Origin of the sequence: Candidatus Chlorohelix allophototropha (assembly GCF_030389965.1) — a bacterium.
GTDB classification, from domain to species: Bacteria; Chloroflexota; Chloroflexia; order Chloroheliales; family Chloroheliaceae; genus Chlorohelix; species Chlorohelix allophototropha.
In genome coordinates this window covers 293,503-317,383 of sequence record NZ_CP128401.1, presented here as the reverse complement: position 1 = coordinate 317,383, position 23,881 = coordinate 293,503, and the positions used below count along the sequence as shown (strand labels likewise).

17 protein-coding genes and 1 pseudogene are annotated in these 23,881 nt (G+C 44.7%); 7 read left to right on the top strand and 11 right to left on the bottom strand.

Annotated features, from left to right (window positions below; genetic code table 11):
• Positions 1 to 18 precede the first annotated feature (18 nt).
• Positions 19 to 411, top strand: coding sequence for a DndE family protein (locus tag OZ401_RS24440; protein ID WP_341471950.1), 393 nt, complete (start codon positions 19 to 21; stop codon positions 409 to 411).
• 2 nt (positions 412 to 413) lie between these two features.
• Positions 414 to 1,481, top strand: coding sequence for a DNA sulfur modification protein DndB (locus OZ401_RS24435; protein ID WP_341471949.1), 1,068 nt, complete (start codon positions 414 to 416; stop codon positions 1,479 to 1,481).
• Here OZ401_RS24435 and OZ401_RS24430 read toward each other — a convergent pair.
• The 4 genes from OZ401_RS24430 to OZ401_RS24415 are packed head-to-tail and all read right to left on the bottom strand — an operon-like array spanning position 1,478 to position 4,763.
• Positions 1,478 to 2,467: an HNH endonuclease gene (locus OZ401_RS24430; RefSeq protein WP_341471948.1), complete on the bottom strand. Its 990-nt coding sequence runs from the start codon at positions 2,465 to 2,467 to the stop codon at positions 1,478 to 1,480. The two genes, OZ401_RS24435 and OZ401_RS24430, sit on opposite strands and share 4 nt — an antisense overlap.
• 16 nt (positions 2,468 to 2,483) lie before the next feature.
• Positions 2,484 to 2,822: an AAA family ATPase gene (locus OZ401_RS24425; protein WP_341471947.1), complete on the bottom strand. Its 339-nt coding sequence runs from the start codon at positions 2,820 to 2,822 to the stop codon at positions 2,484 to 2,486.
• A 12-nt stretch (positions 2,823 to 2,834) separates the two neighbouring features.
• Entirely contained in the window at positions 2,835 to 3,032 is a 198-nt protein-coding gene (locus tag OZ401_RS24420; protein WP_341471946.1) for a hypothetical protein, read from the bottom strand.
• Between the two features lie 12 nt (positions 3,033 to 3,044).
• Positions 3,045 to 4,763: a DEAD/DEAH box helicase family protein gene (locus OZ401_RS24415; protein ID WP_341471945.1), complete on the bottom strand. Its 1,719-nt coding sequence runs from the start codon at positions 4,761 to 4,763 to the stop codon at positions 3,045 to 3,047.
• A 254-nt stretch (positions 4,764 to 5,017) separates the two neighbouring features.
• Here OZ401_RS24415 and OZ401_RS24410 point away from each other — a divergent pair, with 254 nt between their 5' ends.
• The gene (locus OZ401_RS24410; protein WP_341467879.1) at positions 5,018 to 6,109 is read left to right on the top strand and encodes an IS4 family transposase; all 1,092 of its coding nucleotides are present in this window, start codon (positions 5,018 to 5,020) and stop codon (positions 6,107 to 6,109) included.
• A 982-nt stretch (positions 6,110 to 7,091) separates the two neighbouring features.
• Here OZ401_RS24410 and OZ401_RS24405 read toward each other — a convergent pair.
• The 4 genes from OZ401_RS24405 to OZ401_RS24390 all read right to left on the bottom strand — a co-directional run bounded on the left by OZ401_RS24405 (position 7,092) and on the right by OZ401_RS24390 (position 14,810).
• Complete coding sequence (locus tag OZ401_RS24405; protein WP_341471944.1) at positions 7,092 to 8,585, bottom strand: P-loop NTPase family protein; 1,494 nt, start codon at positions 8,583 to 8,585, stop codon at positions 7,092 to 7,094.
• A gap of 4 nt (positions 8,586 to 8,589) precedes the next feature.
• Positions 8,590 to 9,579 (bottom strand): hypothetical protein, encoded by a 990-nt coding sequence (locus OZ401_RS24400; protein WP_341471943.1) that lies wholly within the window; start codon positions 9,577 to 9,579, stop codon positions 8,590 to 8,592.
• Between the two features lie 2,253 nt (positions 9,580 to 11,832).
• Positions 11,833 to 12,447, bottom strand: a complete 615-nt coding sequence (locus tag OZ401_RS24395) for a hypothetical protein (RefSeq protein WP_341471942.1) — start codon at positions 12,445 to 12,447, stop codon at positions 11,833 to 11,835.
• Positions 12,448 to 13,049: 602 nt separating this feature from the next.
• A complete protein-coding gene (locus tag OZ401_RS24390) occupies positions 13,050 to 14,810 on the bottom strand; it encodes a TolB-like translocation protein (RefSeq protein WP_341471941.1) in 1,761 nt (586 codons plus the stop codon).
• Positions 14,811 to 15,193: 383 nt separating this feature from the next.
• Between OZ401_RS24390 and OZ401_RS24385 the strand changes: the two genes are divergently transcribed.
• Complete coding sequence (locus OZ401_RS24385; protein ID WP_341471940.1) at positions 15,194 to 15,682, top strand: hypothetical protein; 489 nt, start codon at positions 15,194 to 15,196, stop codon at positions 15,680 to 15,682.
• Between the two features lie 158 nt (positions 15,683 to 15,840).
• Positions 15,841 to 16,788 (top strand): ferrochelatase, encoded by a 948-nt coding sequence (gene hemH, locus OZ401_RS24380; RefSeq protein ID WP_341471939.1) that lies wholly within the window; start codon positions 15,841 to 15,843, stop codon positions 16,786 to 16,788.
• Between the two features lie 248 nt (positions 16,789 to 17,036).
• Here the strand turns inward: hemH and OZ401_RS24375 are convergent, their stop codons facing one another.
• Entirely contained in the window at positions 17,037 to 17,486 is a 450-nt protein-coding gene (locus OZ401_RS24375; RefSeq protein ID WP_425607649.1) for an aldo/keto reductase, read from the bottom strand.
• A 113-nt stretch (positions 17,487 to 17,599) separates the two neighbouring features.
• Between OZ401_RS24375 and istA the strand changes: the two genes are divergently transcribed.
• Entirely contained in the window at positions 17,600 to 19,123 is a 1,524-nt protein-coding gene (gene istA, locus OZ401_RS24370; protein WP_341467827.1) for an IS21 family transposase, read from the top strand.
• Positions 19,120 to 19,917 carry an IS21-like element helper ATPase IstB gene (istB, locus tag OZ401_RS24365; protein WP_341467826.1) on the top strand — a complete coding sequence of 266 codons (798 nt, stop codon included), beginning with the start codon at positions 19,120 to 19,122 and terminating at the stop codon, positions 19,915 to 19,917. Before istA ends, istB begins: the two co-directional genes overlap by 4 nt.
• Before the next feature lie 176 nt (positions 19,918 to 20,093).
• Here the strand turns inward: istB and OZ401_RS24360 are convergent.
• Positions 20,094 to 20,669: pseudogene (locus OZ401_RS24360) on the bottom strand (aldo/keto reductase); the annotation flags it as partial.
• A 388-nt stretch (positions 20,670 to 21,057) separates the two neighbouring features.
• Positions 21,058 to 23,487 carry a choice-of-anchor Q domain-containing protein gene (locus tag OZ401_RS24355; protein WP_341471938.1) on the bottom strand — a complete coding sequence of 810 codons (2,430 nt, stop codon included), beginning with the start codon at positions 23,485 to 23,487 and terminating at the stop codon, positions 21,058 to 21,060.
• Positions 23,488 to 23,881: the final 394 nt, after the last annotated feature.

The window sequence follows — 23,881 nt, the reverse complement described above, 5'->3', positions numbered from 1 at the left end:
CTTCAAGTGAGGTGATTGATGAAGCTAAAGTATAAGGTTTATCTTAGCCGGGAGGTGAGTAGCCGTCTTTCATTATTAGCCTCGCGCCTTGGGATGTTGCCCAACTTGATCTGTCGTATCGGGTTCTGTCTTTCGCTCGAAGAGCCTACGATTCCAGATCCCCGGCAATTTAGCGGGGATAAGGATGGGAAAGAGTTCAATCGGTATACCCTGACCGGGGATTGGGAACTGCTTTTTAATTCACTCTTAAAACAGCGCCTAGCTAAAGACGGGCTTGATCCAATTGCTGATTTTGATGATCAGTTCTCCGCCCACTTGGGAAGGGGTGTATTGTTGCTATATGACCGGGTGAAGAGTTTGAAAGAACTCCGAGGCAGAGATAATTTATTAATGAGAGTTAGGATTAATTGAATATGAGCAATTACCTTTTTGCTGCTACTCGTGGTAAACAAGGTGGACGTGAATATTATGTTATTCAGTGCCCTATCAGACTTCTTTCAAAAATCATTTTGTTTGATGAGTCTGAATTGCCAAAAAATATTCGTGCAGAGCGATCAATTGACGAAACTCAAGTAGAAATAATCACAAAATATCTTATAGCGAAAATTGATAACATTCTTTTACCTCCCTTCCTTGCTACAATTAATCAACCCATAATTTTTGAAGAAATAAGCAGTTCTGGAGAGGGGTTTGGACGATTATTAATACCAATGTCAGCAATGATAGTTTTGAATTTTGGGCAAAATTATCGTGCAGCATTAATTGAAGTACTACAACAACATCCTGAAATTGCTAATGATACTGTCCCAATAATGCTTTTTGCGGATGAGGATTTTTTAAACACGCCTCAGATTTTCTCAAACTTAAACACGAAAATCACTTCGAGTTACAAGAAAAGCGCATTCCTGAGTACTAAGGGAAATCATCTAGAATATTTAGTCAAAGAGTTAATAAAAGAGGTTTCTTTATTTGCTGGTCTGACTGAGATCGAAAAAACTACTCTATCAAACCGTTCTAATAAACTATTCACTTTAAGTAGTATTTATCAAGCTAACCAAGCCTTGCTTGGTGCTACCAAACGAACTGAACTAACAGCACAGCATAAAGAATTAGCTATACAGTATTGGAACGCACTATCACAAATTATTCCTGAATGGGAGCAAGCTATTCGGCGAGAGGTACGCACATCAGAACTTAGGAATAATTATATTCATGCTCATGGTATGGCTCTAATATCATTAGGTAATTTAGGGTGCAAATTGATTGAGCAATACCCTGATGATTGGCAAAAGCACTTAAAGAAATTAGAGCGTGTGGATTGGAAACGAACTAACACCGAATGGCAAAAAAGAGCAATGAATCACGGGCGTATGAGCAAAACCCGACATAGTATAGTTTTAACTACCAATTATTTAAGAATGCTTTTAAATCTGCCACTAACTCTAGAAGAAGAAAAATATGAGGCGGAACTTATTGGTTAGGCGTTTCTGAATATATTATTTTTATGCCATTCAAAAGCTCTCAAGTCGGGTAAGAATCTGCTTTCAGTTGGTTTTAAAATCTCTTTACCCTCAAAGGAAGCTACATGTAGAGGTATGTTATCATTTAGATATAGTTGTGGAGAAGTTTTTACTTTGTAGTGATTATTGACAGTCGTTAGTCCTTCATCAAAAACCCAATGGCATAGACGACATAAAGTAAAACCATTTCTTGGGTCGTCATTATGGCTAAGACTCCAAGGAATTATATGAGCAGCAGCAACAGCAGTATAACCTTTTGCGGTTAATATTCGAATACCACATATAGCGCATTGATGGTTATAAGCAGAAACTATAATTCTTCGGAAAGCTTGGTCACGAACTTCTTTAGCCAGTGGTGTTTCACTTTCTATAGCTTCTTTAATCAAAGTAAATTTTGTGTGAGTACTAACGATTAGTTCTTTACTATATTCAAAGGCTTCCGCGTTTATCTCTTTCAACTTTAATAGTTTTTGTTGGAGGTCAAAAGAAAAATAACTTTCAATTAAAACTCTTCGCAGTAAATCTCTTTCTTCTTTAGTAGCTAACAGTTGATATAGTTCATTATCAAAGGTTGCTCCGAGAAGCATATCTCTAATCTTTCCAGAACTACGAATAGGACCTCCATATTTAATAACATCTTCAAAACCTGGACGAGGTAACAAATGCCAAAACCCATCACTTTTTAAGTGATAAAAGGGTAAGGCAATTTCGCCAGATACACCCATTGGCAAAATCCTTGCACAATAAAGATTAAACATTTCGCCTAATTCTGGTGTTAGTTCGACTAAATTGTCATGGATTTCGCCACGCTCAATTAAGTCGATTACAGATAATAGCAATAAAGGCTTATAAGGCGCACCGTTACTGAGGGTATCACCCCAACTACGGTTTTTTTCACGGTTTAGTTTTGAAAAGAGTATTGCATATTTCTGTAGAACTTCTGACATTTTCTAAAGATACTCCCTAGATGCTAATTTCGGTGGTGAATTTGCGGGTAATTCGATATTCTATTTGGGAGTCGTCACCCAAAGCCAATTCAACCTCGACCTTAGTAAGATCCCCTGGGTTTAAGGAGTGATACACTTTTTCATTTAATATTGGAAGTTGATTTTTCTTGCCATCTTGCTGTAAATGACGTTCTTCCCCATATAAGCACCAAGTAATTGAATTAAGCAGATTGGATTTCCCTGCACCGTTAAAACCCTGTATCAAGGTTAAATTACGGTCAGGATCGGTACTGAACTTGATCTGTGCATCCAGGTACTGTCGGTAGTTGCGTAGACGGATATGATGAATTTTCATATGCTATTCCTGTTATTCGCTATCTGCCATTAAGTACCGGCTATACTTATTTAGTAGGTTCTCATAAACCTGAGTATAGCGCGGAGAATCCTGATCCATGACACCTTTTTCGTGTTGTAGAATCTCGCGTATAAACTCTTTAACGTAGCCAGGAAGTTCGTGATTACTAATTTTATCCAATATCAGACGGTTTATTTGATTCGCATCCATTGTATAAGCCCTCTACTTAATCAAATACTTACGCTTAACCGGTCCAGCTTTGTTCAAGGCTGAAATGCGGTTGAGTGCCAAACCTGCAAACTCATCGTAGCGCTGCAACTCTTTTTTCAGTATCTTGCGTTCCAGTTCAAAGGCATTTAGGTTTAGCTTACCAGTTAAAGTGGGAACTACAATAATATCATAAATGATGGCTTTTTCTTTTCCTTCATATTTCCGCAACACTCTCCCTCGTCGCTGAATAAATTCTTTCGGATTGCCTGAACTGGCCATAATAACAGCGGTTCGAGTTGAAGGAACATCGACACCTTGGTCAAGGCATTTCATGGCTACTAGAATTTCATGGCGACCTTTATCAAAAGACTCAAGTAAAACTTTCCGTTCTTGGAGGGACTCCTCTCCGGTAAAACGGCTCTGAACAATCCCATTGGTATTGAGTATATACTGCACTTGATCGATTTGCTCTGGAGAACAATAGACTAAAGTGTGATCATAATTTTGGAGTGATCCAAGAATTTCTTCGAGACAGGTAAATTTATTACGGGCGTTAACCACAATTTTCTGGCGTAAAATAAAGTAGAGCTTCAGGATTTCATCGTTTTTCGACTCATCACTGGCGCGGGAACGTTTGGTGATTTTCTGAGTCATTTTCTCATATTCAGCCAGTTCCTCCGATGAAAGTTCTACGAAGTAAGGATAATACTCATAAGGTGTTAAGTATTTTGGAATCGCTTTAGCAAGATCGAATTCAAATACTGTTTCACCAAAATACTCAAAAATAGTATCAGTTCCTTCTTCATCCAGCCACCGACGAGGCGTAGCAGAAAGTCCCAACCTATATTTATATTCACTGATTAGACCCTGGCGGCGTTTGGGTGCCCCAATATCATGTACTTCATCAACTATCACCAAATAGGGCAGGTGCTTCTCTTGAAAAATACTCCCAAAGCGAGGATTAGAAAATGTGTCATGAGTGGTTAGCACCACCAAATTATTAATATACCCGGTAGCAAAATTTAGAACTTTATCTGCTAATTTATTAACCCATGTACTGGTTGTACCGAAAGCCAGAAAAGTATTAAATCCAAACTGTTTTACTACTTCTTCCCATTGGGTTACAAGATGGGTAAAAGGGCAAGAAATTATAATAAGGAGGCGAGTTTCCCTTTCGTAGAGACGAATAGCTGCGGCCAGTGCCGTTATAGTTTTCCCCGTCCCTGTTGCCATTTCAAGTATTCCACAGCTGCCATGTTCAAACCAAGCCTTAATAGCCTCCAACTGGTATTCTCTTAAGCTTGTTTGTTCAGGCAGGGCAGGTCTTCTTGTTTGATACTCATATGGGGAAGTTAATTCTGATATTTTTTTCCCATCGAGCCAGGCTGGTTTAGTATATGGTCTTTCATAGGTTTGAAGACGGATGATTTGTTGGCGAGCAGCTTCGGGAAGATCAAATACTTTGACATTAGGATCAAAATTATTCCATAGTCTTTCAAATCGCTCAATATCCGCCTTCACAAAAGCTGTGTAGGCAGACTCCCAAGAACAAAACACTTTTATTGATTCGTAATTGCGTGTACCTTGAAAGCTATCATTATAGGAACCGTTGAAAGAAATTTCATTTCCTTCAACATCGGTAAATATACCGAATTTGTCGTGAAAATCACCCTGATCTAATTTATTGCGGGGGAGTGCCAACCGAAAGGTTAGGATTCCATCAGCCACCATCCAAGCTAGCGCAGACAGCGTATCTTTTTCTAATGTCTTAGCTAAATCTTGAATGGTATGTTCAAGAGCATCGTATATTGCCCGATCAGTACGGGCAGCATCGCCGGTTAGAAGAGCGTCCCAGTCAGTTTGGGATAAAATTGGACTTTGCTACCGTACAGATATAAAGGAGAGGAAAAGGAGGAGAAGGTTGAGGCAGAGTGGTAAACTGTAGTTTTCTTACCGACCAAAGTAGAAAGCAAAAGGATACCAAAATGAGTGACAACCTTCGCCGACATCGTGCCATAAAACAGCAATTGTTGCAACTCCACCCACAAGCGCAGGGGCGCGAATTACAATATTTAACAATTCTAGCGATGGTGATCAGTGGGATTGTAGGTAGTCGGCATAGTGCGTTGCCTAATATCGCCGCCAAAGTGCCAGATAAAACTAAACGGGAAAGCCGCATCATCCGAATGCGCCGATTGCTCAAAAATGATAACTTTAACCAAAAAGTGGTGTATGCTCCTTTCGCCAAACAATTGCTGAGTAGCCTGTGTCATTGTCCACTGGTACTGGTGATAGATGGCAGTCAGGTTGGTGCTGGTGGAATGGGCTTAGTAATCAGTGTAGTATATCAGGGGCGGGCTTTACCTTTGGGTTGGTTGGTGGTTAAGGCTAAAAAGGGACATTTAGCTCAAGCTTTGCACATCAGATTGTTAAAGCAAGTTCACTCGTTGGTTCCGTCTGGTAGCCAAGTAGTCTTTTTGGGTGATGGTGAATTCGATGGCTGTCGTTTGTTAAGACGGTTAGATTATTACGGTTGGCAGTATGTCTGTCGTACTGCTAAAAATAGCCAGGTCTGGTTGGATGAACAAGCTCATTATGCCATCAGTAAGTTAGGGGTTCAGCCTGGTCAGGTAGTGAGTCAGAGCGGCGTAGCATTCAGCAAACACGAGTACGGACCAGTACTGGTCATAGCGGTCTGGCAAAAGCCTTACCGTGAGCCACTTTATCTGGTGAGTAATTTGGCTCTAGCCCAGGAAGCAATCCGGTACTACAAAAAGAGGTTTAGGATTGAAACCTTCTTTTCCGATAGCAAGAGCCGAGGGTTTCGGCTGGACAAGAGCCATTTGGATGACCCTAAACGGCTAGAAAGGTTATTGTTAGCGGCTTGTCTGGCTTATCTTTGGATTGTACATCTGGGTACGATAGCTTTAGCTGAAGGCTGGAACCGGGTCATTCATCGCACCGAACGACTGGATTTGAGCCTGTTCAATTTAGGTTTGAACCTGCTTGAGCATTTTTTGAATGAACATTTACCCTTACCAGTCGCCTTTATCCCTTTTCTTTTAGAGGATTTCTAATTGTGTACGGTAGCAAAAATTGGACTAGTAACCCAGCGGGCATGACCATGGTTCTTGGCAAATGCTGCCATACCCTGTGCATTGATGCGCAGCCAACTAGAACTAAAGAAACCTACTCCCCTATCATAACGGATTGCACAAGAAAGGAGCGGTTGGAAAAAATCCCGTGTGAGATCATTACCGGATGTATCTAAAAATTGTGGTACTGTTAAAGACTTGAATGTGTTGGGTAGCATAAACAGTTACCGATAAAAGTGCTTCACATACGAAAAGTAAGAAATCAGAAGTAATGGGGATTGACTGGGATTTGGTTTAAACATATATCCCTTACAGATTGGAACTGTAATGTACCTAGACGCACTCCATTGAGTGAACTGCCCGCAACAAAGCTAAACTATTGTGACTATCCCTATTATATACAATCCCGCAACCACTTTTGGTAAAAAGCAAGTGAACAACAAACATATACGTAGTCAGCAAGCCAGATGCATTAGAATAGACTTTACCCCCTACATATATTCCGGTCAGCAGGGGAAAGTTCGACACTAATTTCATTAGGGGTTTTACACAGGGGCTGATAAACTTGGGCAGTGGTATGGGTGGAGTGGGGCTGACAGAAAAGTAGTAAAGGGTATGACCAACTTGGGTTGAGAAAAAGCTAATCGGCTTTCGTAAAGCGCTCTTAAATCAAATAATCAAAAAGTGGTGACGCTGTGACGCTAGGTGACGCTGATAAATAGCGACAGCGTCACAGGGGGTTATCCCAGTACAAAGGGACAAACAGCCTTAGCGGGGGGGTCTGTGACGCTGTGACGCTATAATTCCCAATACTTTTTATTTCTCTCTCTCTTTTTTGGTAAGTATAGAAAAGTTAGCGTCACAGCGTCACACGCTGTTGCTTATCCCACTACAATGCGGTAAAAGCCGTGACGCTACACAAAAAAGTTAGCGTCACACAGCGTCACAGCGTCACATTAAATGATCATAAATACTCCATTTCTCCCTGTCCAAAAATAAGTTGAACCTCCTGATCCAATTGCTCTTCTTCAGAATTGGAAATACGCATATTACTGCCTTTTCTGTTGCGAGCTTTGGTAATATAAATAGGCGGGTCGGCAAGGCGCAAGCTGGGTATTAACCGGCTTATTTCCCTACTTAAGTGAGCGCCATCAGCGGGTAGTTTTATCTTATCATTGCCATCCTCCATGTTAGCGTTCCGTAATTCCTTTAGCAGTTCAGTCGCTGTTCCTTCCCATGTTCTTTTACCATCAAACCATTTTGTAATAACACTGGGCAAAGTGGTTTCCAGAATTTGGGTATTGCCAGCTTCTCGGTTGGCTTTATAGGTTTCAAGAAAATTAGCTCCATTTGTCTCTATTTTCGAACTTGCCGCGGCTACCCATTTGGCAAAATCAGCCATACGCGGCAGTACGTCCAACCGGGTTTTAGGGAGATTTTCCAACGCAACTGCTACGCTGTCACACAATGCCCCCAGCAATTTCGGTTGTTCCTGATAAAACTCCTCCAATATTTCTTCTTCCGTTTTACGGTTTTTTTCTACCAAACGCGGACATTCAATGGTTATTGAGCGATCCTGAAAGTCAGGACGGCGACTAATATCAATACCGTTAATCAGTATTGGCCGAGTAGCTTGAAAGATTGTTTCATCCTCGTTGGTATAGAGGGTTCTGTCGCTGAAACCGATTCCGGTAGCTAATGAACAAAACGCATCACTGAACCCCATCGAAATGGAGCTGACATTATCGTAGCTTAGTATGTGGCTATTACTGGCCGCTATCATTAGGGCGCGAATATCGCGTGATAGGATCCGTGTAAGCGCCTTTGAAGGATCTACCAGACTACGTAAAATTCTGGAGGTGAAAGTTTTACCGCTGCCTTGCTCGCCTACTAATACCAGAATCGGGTAAGGTCCTTGCCCGGAAACGGTTCCCAACAGCCAACCTTTGATCAAAACTAGGTCTTTTGGCGCTATGTTAATGAAGTTTTGCAAGGTGTCGAGATTGCCGCCTCGCTCCGGTTTTGGCAAAGCTTCAAGACCGTCCTTCCTGATAAAATGAACCGGAGGGTCTTTAATGATTTGCCAACCGGTGGCGCTGATTTCCACCACGTCACGCTCCTCATTTGCCAGGTCACAATAAATAAAGATGTCTGTTTCCCGTTGCACACGTGCCACTCGGATATAAACCGATTTACACGGTCCCATTTGCGCTTTGTATTCAAGGTGTGTTAAAGCATCTTGTATTACCGAAGAAGAAGGAACACTTTTGTAACTCTCGCTGTAAATCCCGGTTAAAAATCTCTTGAAGCGGTTAGCACTTAGCAGGAGTGTTTCCATTCGTCCGTTTTTGAACTCAGAGAAATAATTCTTGCCGTCCGTGTCGTGAAAGAATTCGGCTCCATTATCCTCTAACAATTGAACAAGCAGGGTGGCTTTTGATGGTAGGGGTTCTGTCATTGCCTTAATCCTCCGGTAATCCTTGAGATGCGGTGATGTGGGTTTTTGCCCAAATCACCAGAGGGTCAAAATCTTCAGGGCGGTTATGGGAACTCCAAGCGCTCCTAAGCGCTTCAATCGCCTCACTTTCATCAATTACCCCGCCATTAATAAAGTAGAAGACGCTCACTAGGCTTTTTTTCAAGGTTTCATGGCGGGTAAAGGCTACCGCGAATTGCACCTTATCACAAAGTTTACGAATTACAGCCGCGGAAAAGGCTTTGACGCGGGCGGATTGATTACCGCTAACCGTATAGTTAATGGCTACTTTTACGGGTGGTTTTTTGCTGTTAAGATATCGGCTATAGCGTTCTCCCCATTCCTCAGCAACCGATAAGGGTAGGATATTGCCGGTTACAACCGGATTCCCGGCGCTATTCCCTAAGAATAGTCGACAATAGTCGGTACAACTTGGATCGGGTTTATTCTCAAATAGCCATTGCATCGCTCTTACTAGGTGACGATATTTCTCACCGTCTTCAATAGAATCATCAAGCAGGAAGATAACCCGCATTTTCGGATTTTCGAAGGTGCTTGAGACAGTGTTATAGATTATGCTGGCATATTTTCTGACCACAGGATGTTCCCAGATTTGCGCCTCTGAGCTTAGGGTGTCGAAGTCAGCCCCCAGATACTGGACAGCTAAAAAATTAGCATTGCAGCGATGTTGTCGGTAACGGCAAGGGAGGTGTTTCCGACCTGAACTATCAAACTCCATTTGGCAATTTTCAGCGCCGGTATGTTGCGCCGTGATAGTAGCGCCCTTGCCCAAACCGTAAGCTATTTGATCGGCTGTAAGCTGAGCGTTCAGCATGTAATAATTTAATTCCAGCCGGCACCGCTTTTGCCACTCAGATAATTTCGACCATTCTAATCCAGTACCCATATCCGGTTTGTGACCAGGATAGGCTAGAACTTTTTCACTACTGGAAACGGCTAGTTTAAAATGCTGCATCCTACAAACCCTCCCCTCTTTTGATTAAAAGGGGCGGATTCAGGCTCACTACAAGCTTTGGAGAGCTTGTCTTTAGCTTCACATGGTTCAGGCGAAGCATCTCGGTGAATACTGAGGAGAAATCGCAATGACGCGGAATGCAGACCGAGCAACGGTATCAAAAGGTTTATGTCTGGTAATATTTTATTCATAGCTTACTTCTTTCCAGCAAGCTATAGGGGGGAGTTAGTATTTACTCAAAGCATGAGTAGTGGTATAATAAGCCTATTAGACTTGCAATAACAATCCGCGTTTGACCGAGCTTGATGAGCAATAAAGGTCAGCGCGGTTTTCTTTCATCAAAAAATGGACAAAAGAATCGATTGAAGCTGGCTTACAGGGAGTTCAGGTGGAGGCATTTGCTTTGGTAGAGTAGGCAGTGTTTAAAGCTATACTGTTTATTTTTACCGATTTTCACAAGTTGGCGGATTCCTAAATAATATAAATGTGTATTTTTGTTCTAGTTGTTGTTGCTTCAATAGTACTACTATGATAAGATGTATACAACTGTACACGAGATTGTCTGATTACCTGATTAACCTAAATGATAGTGTTTGAAATGTATACAGCATTTCAAATATTTTAGGATCAGGTAAATTCCCTCAGCTTTTTTCAAGCCCTGTGATTGATGCAAACAATCACAGGGCTTCGATTCTTATTAAGTTGTCATAAAAGGCGGTGTACAACACTCCAGTTGAAAACATTATCTATCGAATGCAAAACTAAACTTAGCTAGTCAAATAGATTAGCCAAGTATTTTGCTTTACATCGATAGATAATGTTTTCAATTATTTTCTTTTTAAGCTAAAAAGATTACCGGCAAGTTGTATCCGGTTCCTCTTTTATTAAAAATCGATTTAAGGGTAGTACATTTATTTGAAATTTATGTACTACCCCTGCTTTGTCATTTTACTTTATTTTACAGTTATTTTCAATACCGCCCCCCCTTTATGCCTTTATGTGATGTGCTCCTCGTTACTAAAATCTTGTTTTGATTCTTTAAGTTGGAATGCAACTGGTGAATGTGTTTTAAACAAACTGCCACTCTTGCTGTCGTCCAATAACAGCATTATTAAGAAATACGGTGGCAGCCAATCAAGTAGCCTTGAGGCTATCTCTCAGCATCGGTAGATTAGCTCTATCAATGTCCGTATTTCCCCGTTGTGAATTACACCTTGTAAAAGCGGTACAGTTGGGATAAGTCAAACCAGCGCGCCAGATTTCAATTTGAGCAATGAGACTGGGATATCTCGTCCAATTGTCTTTGGGAGAAAGCTTAATCTGCCGTAGACAGTGTGTTATAGATATTTTCTACCCCAATTTATAAATGTCGATCTTGGGAAAATATAAAAAGGCAACGCTAGGGGGGGACTTTAAGAAAAATGATCAACGGTATTTACAACTGGGAAATTCAAAAAACTGCTCCCATAGCGTTGGTGGCACTTTCGAGCTGTTTAACCAAGGCGCCCTCCTAACCTCCCAAGCGCTTTTTATGACGCGCCTGCGCAGACCCTACCCCCCAATCTCGCAGGTAACCCCCCTAGAAAATTCGCGTGAGACATGCCCGCTTAGTGCGCAGCTAATTTTTTTGAAAGCTGATTTTGCGGTTCAAGCAAGGTTGGTTAGGCAAGTTCTGCGGCAGTTTGCCCCATCACGGTGGAAAAACCAAGGCTGTACTGCCACTATTACTGGACTGCACCGGGTTTGGAGGAGAGTATACTAGATGCCGACGTGCCTTGTCCTTAATCACGAATGCCCTAGAGACATATTATCTAGGCTGAGCAGTCGCCTACAGTGGACTGGGTGAGCAGGTCAGCGATTTTCTAATTTGCTATGAGCATTAGATAGGCATAACCAACCCACCTAAAATTGACAGCCTGCTTCAAGTTTAGCATACAATGGTCCCAACCCACTTAATAAAGTATTCCACCGGGTAGCCGGGGATTGACCTCTTTGCATGCGGTAGATACCAATTTCCATAAGTTACGCCGCAAGCGGTGGGGAATTTACCCAAAGTGATTAAAATCTCAAAAATCGTCGGAATAGATTGAAACTACCTATTGCTTTGTACTCAGCCATCTGGTGGTTGTTTCATTGTAGACTACCGTGCTAAAAGTGGGTTGAAGACTTAATGCAGGGTACTCGTTCTAACTGATTTCTGAAGATAATTCATTCAAATTCTATTTGTTTAATGCTATCAAGATAGCTTCACTTTCATAGACGTGTGAAACTGGTATCAAGCCGGATTTTCACGGCATTCATTCCGTATTGAGGATAATACTTAAGCCAGTAACTGGCGCTCGTACTGTACTCAGGAAGATCGAAGCCCAAGATACCTGTAGAGCTTTCTCCAACGCGTAAGGGAGTCAAGCGAACAACTCCATCCATTGCTTCACTCTCATTATAAAAATCCTTCATATAATCGGTTTCGGACCAAGAAAAGAAGGTATGTCCTAGATCATCCACAATAACGAAACTGCCGGGGACCAGTGTAAAGCCATCTGTGCCAGTTGCCTTAGCTGTAACTCCTAAAAGAATAACAGTACCTCTAGAGTATGCTCTACTGGTGTCATACTTGGCCAGGTTAACTGTTATGGAATGAGCGTGTCTGTTCGAGAACTGGTCGCCTAACATTATCTCCTCCCCGATCTGATATTCTGCCCGTAGAGAAGGAATAGTAGAAGCAGCCGTGTTCGAAAAGTTATACCCTTTTGGAAACAAGAGTCCACCTGGCGCTAAAAATAATGCCAAAACTGCTATCATAAGCAATAAAATGAGTGCGACTAGGAAACTGGTGAGAAAACTGTGGTGTTTTGTTGTCTGCTGCATAGTAAGTTAACTCTTTTCCATTCAAAAACTTTCTGGTGTCTGGCTATTAATACCAGAGAGCATACCCACAAGCCCGTTTATACATTCCTCCGGATACTTCACAATAATTTATGATATCCGGTAGCGTATAACGAAAAGCTCCATATATTCATAATAAGTAGTACAGCAAGAAAAGCAGTAGACCTCAGATTTGAACTTGAAAGAGTTTGTGTGAGCTCACGCAAACAGGCGCAAATGCCATTTTGATATCTGGGAGAATCGCGAAGTTCATATGATTGTAATACTTCTGAAAGTTCATGAGTGAACCAACCCATTTATTAAATCTCAGGATTCACCGGAATAGGATGGGACAATATTTATTTATCTGCGTTCAATCATCCTACTATAGTTCCGTTTTTCTTCATTGCTGTCAAAGGGGTTGGTTCCCGTGTATAGAGCTGTAAGGGAAGGACGCCGCGCCGCTGACCTGGCGTTCGGTCAGGGTATAGCCAGATTTGCCCGGTTTGAAGCCAGGGTCGTACTCTCGGCTGGAGGCAGTTTGTGCGCAAGCCAGCTATAGCCCTCTCGCCGCTTGAAAAGGTTAAGCTAGACCCATAACCCCGCTATTCCTGTAGCCAGCCCCGCTGTGTCAGGCTGTTGTTGCCAAGCCGACCTAACAAGACCTCATACGGGGTGCCTGCGTTTTCAGAATGCCACTCGAAACGTGCCCGCTCGAAATATTGGATGATCAGCCCTGTCCCAGGATCTACATACGATTCACTGATAGGGTAACCAAATAGCGCCAACGCTTCCCGGGTGGATACCCCGGGATCCCCAAATTCCTGTCCGTGGCTCTGCCAATATGCCTTGAACCTGCTACACAGGAAATGGCTTATCTCGGCGAAGTAGATACAACTGGAACCGGGAGCAGCTTTGACCGGGGCAAAGGGAGCAGTGCCGATTAAACCCAAGCGGGTGGCTTCGGCTTTACCCAGTAAGCCCAATTCCACTTCGTAAGGGGTGCCGGCGTTCCCAGGATGATACTCGAAGCGCTGCCGTTCCAGATATTGCACGGTGTAGCTGTTGCCATCGTCAGGGTTGGTTTCCTCTAGTTGCTCGGTAAAGGGGAAGCCAAAGTTTGCCAGCCCCCCATTTTGCTCCCAGTAAGCTTTGAAGGGCGTTTTCAAGTAGTGCTTCGATTCGTTAAAGTAAGCGCTGTTGGGGTCGGGATTAGCCGGGCCAGTTTGTGCCGCTGTAGGTAAGACCTCGCTTAGCAGCATTGAGGTTAGGGTAGTTGGAGCGCTTTGGTCGGGATGCTCCAGCCAGAAAAGTCTCCCGTTTCCATATACCAGCGGTTTTCCAAGGGCATAGTTCTTGAGCCGTTCTGTCGAAACCGCTTCAAACAGACTCCCCGTTGCAAAGTCATAACCCATAATGGAAGGGTTGGGGTATGCGGTGGTTTTCCAGAAGAGGTAGGGTTCACTTAAGGTTAGCGCTCCGAGGTATTGATCCTTGAACTGGCGCAGAACTGTTTCGCTTTCAAGGTCGTAGGTGGTCAAGGGAATGGTCTGGAGGTCAGCGTAAATCAGGGTGTTGCCACGTCCCGTCCAACTGATAGTGCAAGCGGCTGGTACGGGGGTGTTTGCCAATTTCTTGTATTCGGTTGTGCCTATTTTCTGTTGGTAGAGCCTGCAATCAATATCCCGGCTATAACTGTTAATAGTTTGCCAAACTACGTGCTGTCCCACCACACTAAAATCGAGCAAGGCAGCGGAGGGTTCTCGGAATACTTTGGGTAATACTACAAAGGGGTCGCCCAACGGGCTAATATTCCGCCCCATCACTTTATAGTCGTTACCTTGAGCCGCTAACCAGTACACCATACTACCGCTAAGATGCGCCCCACCGATGAAATTAGGTGATTGTGCGACTACGAATTCCTGTCCGTTCTGTAAGTCTTTGCCTCGAATGGTTTGAGGGGTGGTGTAATCTTCCCAGATTACCAGATTGCCCGCTACTTCAGGTTGACCTTGTACAGCCGAACCACCCGCAAGCAGGAATTCCTGACCAGTTTTGAGCCTCATACCATAAATATCCGGGTCTCTGGCGCTATCCCCGGCTTTGTAGCCGGTCCAGACCAGCGTTTCACCATCAGAGTAGATTTCTGTTTGTTCCGCAGTAGAGTATGTTTGCCACAGGGGTGCGGCTGTGACAGTTTGAATATTAGCCGGGAAATCAGAGTGGGCTTCCCGCAGGTTGCCAGGGGTAACTCCAAAGTTAGGTTGGGCGAGGGCGGTTAGAGGGGTTGTCAGGAGTAGTGACGCAATAATTAGGCTCACTAGCAGACAAGCTTGCCTGTAAATTCTCAAATGTGTGGTTTTCATACCCGTGATCTCCTGTTTGTCGAAATTTACCAGCCCCCTTTGGGCACACACAAGGGTTGTTTGCAGCTATCCTTACTCGCTTGAATAGAATTCCGGTGGACTTATTACGGTAGCGATTACTTTCAAACCATTATAGCCTCGAAATTAGGCGCTTTCAGTGGCGTTATTTGTTTCTCAGAAAAAGCAGAATTGCGAGGTCCATCTTTTTAAACGAGTATGTGAGAAAAAGCGCTCACATGTGATTAACGCTAATTTCAAGATATTTAGCCCCAGAGGGCAACGAATCCGGCAAAGAATTTTTATTTGCCCCCGCTGTTCGGTAGCGCTGCTACTCTTTTCAGGGGGTTGTAAAATGGAATCAGGGGAAACCTTTAGCGGAGGTTGTGACAGGCTTTTACCGGAAAGTGGTGGGCGATATGAGCGCAGAATTTGTCGATTTCATGTTGTTTTTGGTGGCAAATCTCTATAATCTGCTGATGGTTTCTATTTTCCTTTCTCGCACCCGCAACTTGCAAAAAATTGAACACGATTTTGGATTAGCGGCAGTGTGCTTGGCAATTCCCTTGGTCGCGGTTCTGCTCTATAACAGCGTTACGGGGCGGGATTTATGGTTGGTAGGGTTGCCGCTCCCGCTAATAATTTTCCTAGGGCTAGAGTGGTGTCTGGATTATCTACTAAAACTGGACTTTCGGTCTACTCGGTGGCTTGGTCCTTACCTACTGGTATATTATCTGGGGCTGTTCGGAATGATTGGCTATACTTTTCTGGTGGGTAAGCTCTACGGCTTTGTAACGCTGGCAACTTATTTCTTAAACCTGTTCACCAGCTTTTACTCCTATTCCAGAGTTCGCCATGGCTCGTCTTCTCGGTAGCAGGGCTTGCGGTTCGAGGGGCTCAGGTTTAAGCAAGCGTGGTTACAGCCGTTTCTCTGTAATCTATACTACCTTTGCCCTCTCCCGCTTTCTCTATGATGTTCATACCGACTTGTATTTTGCTTGAGATAACCTGACCTTTGAAGGGAGCTAGAGGCGTGACAATTAATATCCCCCCCATCGGGGTGCTGCTAATGTCTTACGGTGGTCCGGACAGTCTGGACGATCTGCCCGGTTATTTAGCCGATATTCGCAGCGGCAGACCCACCGGGCGAGCGGTTCTGGAGGAGATGCGGCATAACTATACTCTCGTGGGAGGTAAATCCCCCCTCTTGGAGTTCAGTCGCAAGCAGGCAGCGGCCCTTGAAAAGCAGCTTAACCAGAATGGGGATTATTTCAAAGTTTATCTGGGTATGCGTCATTGGGCGCCTTGGATTGAGGAAACCATCCGAGAGATGCTGGCCGATGGTATTGAGCAAGCGGTGGCGTTGGTACTGGCGCCCCATTACAGCCGCTTTAACTCCGAGAGGTTCTACCAGAAGATTGCAGAGGGGCTGGCGCTGTATCACGGTGATATTAGGTTTGAATATATCAAGAGCCACCACACTGCCCCGAAATATATTGAGGCGTTGGCTAAGCGGGTGCATTTAGGTATTTCACGCTGGTCAGAAGAAGCGCAAGAGGGGGTGCATGTGCTCTTTAGCGCCCACAGTCTGCCGGTGCGCATCCTGAAAATGGGCGATCCTTACCAGGAGCAGTTGTTTGAAACGGTGCGATTGGTGGTAGAAAAAGCCGGCTTGAAGCCAGAACAATGGAGTTGGAGTTATCAGAGTGCGGGACGTAGTCCAGAACCTTGGCTTGGTCCTTCGATTGAAGAGCAGTTGCAAGCGCTGGCAGGCAAGGGCATCAAGGGGGTGGTGAGCCTACCGGTGGGCTTTGTGTGCGATAACGTGGAGATTCTGTTTGATATAGACCTCAAGGCGCAGGAGGCAGCAAAAAGTTTGGGTATTCGCTTGGAACGACCGCCCGCGCTAAATGACGACCCGCTATATATCGAAGCGTTGGCAACGCTTATATTGGAAAATAGCTCAGTAGGCAGTAGGTGAGGGTTTAGACCAATCCCGAAGATTAGGATGGGGGGGGGGTGGATTTGGTGGAGGGTGAAATGAAGGCTACGATAGCTTTACCCCTAGTTTTGGAAGCGCCCTTCTGAAAACTTAGCGTTTTTTCGGAGTTTTGAGGACGACTGGAGAAATAGGCGGTTGATTTCTTCCTTTATTGCTATCTCAGCCAACACACATTATTTCAACGTCCAGCCGTCCTCAGTTTCTTATGTCACAAGTTAATCAAGCTTCTACAAATTGACCGCTCGCATTGCCGTTTCGGGATAGCGCGTCCCTGCTCCTACTCCCGGCTTGAATACGTTTTCAAGAAGCGCTACTTCAGCTTCGGTTAACTTCACCTGTATTGCACCCATATTTTCTTCCAGATATTTTTGTCGCTTGGTTCCCGGAATCGGTATTATGTCAAGTCCCTTCGCCAGTAACCATGCCAGCGCTACTTGTGAAGCTTTTGCTCCTTTTTCTTCCGCCAGCTTTTCTACCGCCGCTACCAATTCCAGATTCTTTTGGAAATTTTCTCCCTGAAACCGCGGCTGGTGGCGGCGGTAATCTCCCTCTTCGAAATCTTCAGGACGTTTGTAATTTCCGGTCAATAAGCCACGTCCTAGCGGACTATAGGCTACAAAACCTATTCCAAGCTCCCTGCAGGTTGGTGTAGAATACGGGAAGGAAAGGAAAAGGATTCCGGGATAAAAATGCCGTTTTGGGTTTCTCTTAGAAGACCAATTTTGTAGAATAGTTGTTCTAGCAACACTATTGGCAAGAAGGGTGAGAAGAGAGGAGCTACGAGAAGGAGATGTTAGAAGTTATGGCCAGAAGCGCAATAAAGTACCACCGGAAACGAGGGGACAACTACAACGTAATTGCGGGCAAAGTGCAACATGATGCCCGTACCGTAAAAAGAGTGCTAAATGAACCTAGCGACAAGGTACAAACCCGCCCCAATCGTGAAAGTAGTGTGGCAGTCTTCAAAGAACAGATTGAAGGCTGGCTAGAACAAAAACTACAAGTGAAAAGAATGCTGGAACTAGCGTGGGAAGATCCCAAACAGCCCTACTGTGGCAGACCCACCGCCTTCTATGACTATGTGCGCAAGCTCAAAAAAGCCAGAGAGAACCAGGCTCATCAGGTACAGATACGTTTTGAGGGCTTACCTGGAGAGTTTTTGCAAATAGACTGGGGTGAAATTCGGGGAGTGCTGTTCAGTAAACAAGATAGTGTACCCCAAACCTTCTACTTTTTCTGTGCCCGGCTGAAATACTCGCGTTTTATGTATGTGAGCTTTCAGAAAGATATGGCCGAAGAAACGCTGGTGCGCTGCCTGGTGGAAGCCCTCAACCGGATGGGGGGAGTACCGTGGGTAATTACCACGGATAATATGAAGACGGTGGTACTGAGGCGAGATGAAAAGAACCAACCAGTGTGGCATCCGGTGTGGCAGAAACTGGCACTAGAATTCGAGTTTCACCCGGAAGCCTGTGCCCCGGCCAGCGGAAACCAGAAAGGTGCCGTAGAAAATTTGGTAAAGTATACCAAAAACAATTTTCTAGCTGGTCGTACATTCTACGATGCGGCGGATCTGGTAAGGCAGTTGGAAGAATGGTTAGGGGTAGTGAATTACGAGCGTACATGCGCAGCGACCGGGGAAATTCCGGGTAGCTTACTGGAAATAGAGCGTAAACACTTCAGCCCATTGCCTGCTAGTGCCCGGGATTACGGTTTATTTACCAGCCTGGTGGTAAACCGGGAAGGGGTAGTCATTTTTGAGACCAACAAATATAGCGTACCGGCGGAACTAATGGGACAAACCCTGACAGCCCGGATACATCGGGAATGGCTGAAGTTATGGCGGGGTACGGAACTGGTGGCACAGCACCCCCGTTGTTATTCCCGAAACCGCCGCTTAGTAATACCGGAACATTACACCCAAGCTTTTGAGATCAAACCCAGAGCCAGAACCATGGTGTGGCGGGATTGGTTGTTAAATTTAGGACCGCAAGTGTACCAGTATGTGGCGGTAATCTGTCGACGGCAAAGAGCCACCATGAGTGAACAAATCCACCAACTATACGCGCTGGCCCAGCAGGTAGGGCTGGAAGAATTCCAGGCGGCGGTGGAATTGGCAACGGAACAACAGCTTTACGGGGCGGAATATCTCAAGGGTTTATTACTCAAGCCAGCGGGTTCAGGCAGTAATGCCGCTACCCTCAAGCCCACTCAACCAGCGGTGGAACGGCTACTCAGTGAATACGAACCACTGGTGGCCAACCGTTTTTCGGCCATACCTGAGGAAAATGAAATAGAAAGGGCGGTGGGATGAATAGTCTGGAACATAAACTCACCAGCCTAAAACTGGGCAGGGTAAAACAGGTATACAGCGATTGGATTGAACGGGCACGCGAAACCGGAATGGATTACGGGGAGTTTTTAGAAGAATTGTTAAGCGAAGAGTTGCTATCTCGTCAGGAGAACCAACTCAAAAAGCGTTTGCACTCAGCCAGTTTCCCTTTTGAAGCCAGCCTGGAACAATTCGATTTCAGTCGCCACCCGGAACTGAAGCGCAGCGTGATTTTACGCTATTTCGACAGCAGTTTTGTAGAAAAAGCTGGGAATTTACTCCTAATCGGGGCAAGTGGGCTTGGGAAAACCCATCTTTCGATTGCAGCCGGAATTAAGATGGTGCAGTTGGGTTACACCGTAAAGTTCATTACGGCTCAACAACTGGCGAACCAAGTGATTGCGGCTAGCACTCGCCAGGAAATAGCCAGGATTTTAGAGCCGCTTTTGAAATGTCAGGTGTTGGTATTAGACGAACTGGGCTATTTACCGATGGACGCACGTGTAGGTCCGGCCTTATATGAGCTGATCAGCGGACGTTACCTCAGAGGTGCTACGATCATTACCAGTAACAAAAGCCTTTCTAACTGGGGCGAACTGATCGAGGGTGGTGATACTGCCTTGATGGTGGCGATTATTGACCGTTTATTGCATCACGGAGAAGTTTTTTATTTAAGAGGTAGCAGTTACCGCACTTTAGGAAAGGAGAGTTACGGCTTAGAGCGTCGGCAACTTCCACCAGAAGAAAAGAAACCGGAAGCGGGAACTGGTTCTTAAAGATTTCAAGAGGCTAAGATTATTTCAGCCTAATAAGAGCTGGTTGAGCGCAAAAGCTTGGCTTTTGTGCGAACGCCAGCGTGCGACAGGCCACTGCCTGGAGCTTTTTCTTAAAAAAGTGGGTTAAATTCAGATGCATTTTTAGCCCGGAATATTAGGTCTTGACAACCGCAATCTACAGTTGGTAGTATCTCTGCTTCTACATCTCTAGCCCATAAGGAATACTCGGTTTGCAAAGCGGTGAGGGGGTGAATGGCGTAAGCCCTACGAATGGTTGAGGCTGAAGCTTCCGAGAGTCCCAGATAACGCACTTTACCTTCTTTTACCAGTTCTGCCATCGCCCCAACTGTTTCTTCGATTGGAGTTTTGGGATCAACTCTGTGCTGGTAGTATAAATCTATATACTCTACCCCCAACCGTTGTAGGCTGGCTTCACAGGCACTGCGGACATATTCTGGTCGTCCGTTTACTCCTAAAAAGGCGCCATCGGCAGCACGCTGGTTCCCGAATTTGGTAGCGAGAAATACCTTGCTGCGCTGTCCCTTTATGGCTTTACCCACCAGTTCTTCATTTCGACCCACCCCGTACATATCGGCGGTATCAAAGAAGTTAAGACCCTGATCAAGGGCATATTGGAGGGTTGCCAGCGACTCTTGATCATCCCGGCTACCGTAGAAATCTGACATTCCCATACAGCCCAGACCAAGTGCAGAGACCAGTGGACCTGTTTTTCCCAATTGACGCATTTCCATAAGCTTTTAATACCTTTAGTTATTTTATACAAGTTTGGAGAACTTGCCCTTTTTAAGGGAAGCCCGGTTTGGAGGCTTCTTAAAGCCAGAAATAACAATAACTCTTTGAAAGTTGGTTTGTCAAAGAGAAAAGGAAGCCAAAATAATGTTACTGCCTTAATATTGAGAAAGCCCTATTGGGGGGGAAAGAAATTTATAAATATTTATGTCAAGTTACTTGATGGCACTAGGATTAGTGAGAGAATTAAGTAACAATACAGCCAACCTTGTCAACTGAGGCTGGCTGTACTGTTACGAATTAGGCACGCAAACAATCAATAAGAACGTGTTTTACATGGGCTACCCAACCTCAAAAGGTCTCAGTGCCTTGAGCCTAATAAGGCAGGTTCTAACTCTTATGTATGACAATGCTGCCACCTCCTACTGTGGTCGAAGGTTCTACATCGTCTGCTGCACCCATCTGGTTATCATAAATTACTAACCCAGTAACTTTGTCCCAGATTTTGATGCGGAACTTATCCACCCCGCTGCTGCTAAGCTTTCCGTCAATAACGGTTACTATAAAGTCGTAATTGCCGTTGCCGTTGATGGTTCCGCTGCCCTTGAATTGAGCTTTGGCTCCCGCTAGCACCAACCACTGATAACTAGTGGCCTTGAAGTTCAGGTTCCCAGGACTAAATTGGAACTCGGTATTACCCTCCGGTATTGTTGCGTCTTTCTTGTACTTGGCATTGAAACCGAAGTTCGCTTTGCCGGTAGCATTCTGGCAGGCGGCTGAGAGGTTGCAAGCACCAACAGGAGAGTTGATCCAGCCTCCTCCGGTGACAAATCCACCAGTATATTCATACGCGCCAATGTCACAGGGACCGTTTCGGGATACTCCGCGTTGATCTACTGCCGGGCAAGTGGAATTATTCCCGCTATCTATAGCCGGACTACCACCAAGAAGGGCTATAGTTTGGGTAAGACCGCCGTTATCTTGTAAGCCGTTCGGGTCAAGCTTAGGATTCTGATTAAGCGTATTGGGGCAGGAACTGTCGCCATATTGTAGGTTATTTCCGGCGCTGGTGACGGAACCGTAACAGTTACCACCCGTGTTATTTGCCAGAATTGTATTTTGGAATGTTAGCACGTTTCCATTAGCGCTAATGCCACCTCCCTGTCCTGAGATTGAACGGTTACCGCTAATGGTGGAATTCAACACAGTTGCTACATCGTCACGGGTATTTATAGCAGCTCCGGAACCGCCGATGTTGCCGCTGAAGGTGCTGTTGGTTATATTCGTTTTGCCCCATCCATTGATTGCGCCACCGCTTCTTTCGGAGGTATTCCCATTAAAAGTAGAACCATATATATTTAGGGACAGTAAACCAGCTGAATTAAAATGGATCGCGCCCCCCGGTTCTAGTGCAGTGTTGCCACTGAAGGTGCTATTGCTAATACTGGCAGGGGCATTCATAATAGAAAGCGCCCCCCCAAAAGGATAGAAATCATTTGTACCACTACCTGTTTTGGTTTCGTGGTTGGTTTTGAAAGTGCTGCCAGTAATTACCAGATTACCCTGTAGGGCTCCGGGGAAAGTGTAGTCCGTAAAGAAAATAGCGCCCGCACCCCGTTCTGCCACATTACTCTCAAAAGTGGAGTTCTCCACTGTAAGGTTATAGTTATTTCCACTAATTGCGCCCCCTGCAAAAGTAGCAGTATTTCCTATGAAAGTACTGTTATGAATACCAATGTCTAAACCAAATGCACTGATGGCACCGCCACTTGGATTCGTATTGGTATTAGGGTCAACGGCAGTAGTCACGAGGTTATTGGTGAAGGTTGTAGCTGTTATGCTCACGCTGCCCTTTCCGGAAGCGTCCCCATAGTTGTTATTTCTTAAATCCAGCGCACCCCCTCCCATTTGGGCTTGATTACCTAAAAATTGGGAGCCATTTTGGATGAAAAGATCGTTGTTATTAGCGGCAATTGCGCCACCGGTGTTGCTAGCGCTATTATTGATAAAGCTGGTATGATCAATTACAGCTTTGACATTGCTACCGGAAAGCGAATTACTCTCATATACCCACATAGCGCCACCCGATGAGGGCCATCCGTTGTCGGGGGCTGTTTCTGCGCGGTTATTCTGGAAAGTGCTATCCTTAATAGTCACCGCGCTCCGGCTTGTGCTTAAAGCGCCTCCATTGTTGGAGAAAGTCTTATTACCATCGAAAATGCAATTGGTAATATTTAGTACGCCCCCATCGCCGGAAAATATAGCCCCGCCAGTGCCAGTGGGGTTAGTGTTATTTGAGAAAACGCAGTTCCTTAAATCCAAAGTGGCGCTGAAACTGTTAATAGCGCCCCCTAAATTACCTGCACCTATCGCTCTGGTTACAGTTACTCCGTCCAGAGTGAGATGGGCATTGCTACCTAACTCGAAAATGTTAAAGGGATGGGCAAGGTCATTAGTGCCGTCAATAATGGTGGCGCTTCTATCTGTTCCAGTTATATTGATACTTACACCCGGTGAAATAAACAACTTATTTTGGGTGGCTAGAGTATAGGTAGCAACCGAGAGACTGATGCTACCTGCACCAAGAGCGTTCGCTTGTTCTATAGCCGCTCTTAAGGAACATTTGCCGTTGTTATCGGCGCAATTCCCGTCTCCAATATTACTGTCAGAGGTATCTGCTGTGGTGGTAACAATAAAGGAACCTGCCGCCTTGGTGGGTACGGCTACTAACCCAAACAGTAGTAGAATTGCCATAATCCAAAGCATGGCAAGCGCTGCGAAACGTAACCGTTTTGATGAGCTGATAGCTAACTCCGTCATACCCTTCACCCTCCTGTTTAAGCAACGTTAATAGGTATAGGCAAATCTGGTAGCATACGAAATGCTCCAAGCTTACCTTTCTTTGGGACTGTTAGCTTGGTACATTTAACAATTAGTGTTTTCATTTCCCCCTCATGGAAATAAAACTCACCACCAAGCTGAAATCAGTAGCATAGTTCTAATACAACTTATTACTTAAATTGACGGGGCTTAATGCTGGCATCCTGTTCTTTGGCTGGCTTTACAGGTTCTTAAATCTTTGGTATGACTGGGGTGCAAGCTGGATTCAATGAGTTTAAGATTCTAACCTGTATTTTAGAATGATTATTCAATTATAGCATTGTGAGGTTAAATTCCAGTGAACGCAGGGTCAACATTAACTAGCAGTCTTTTA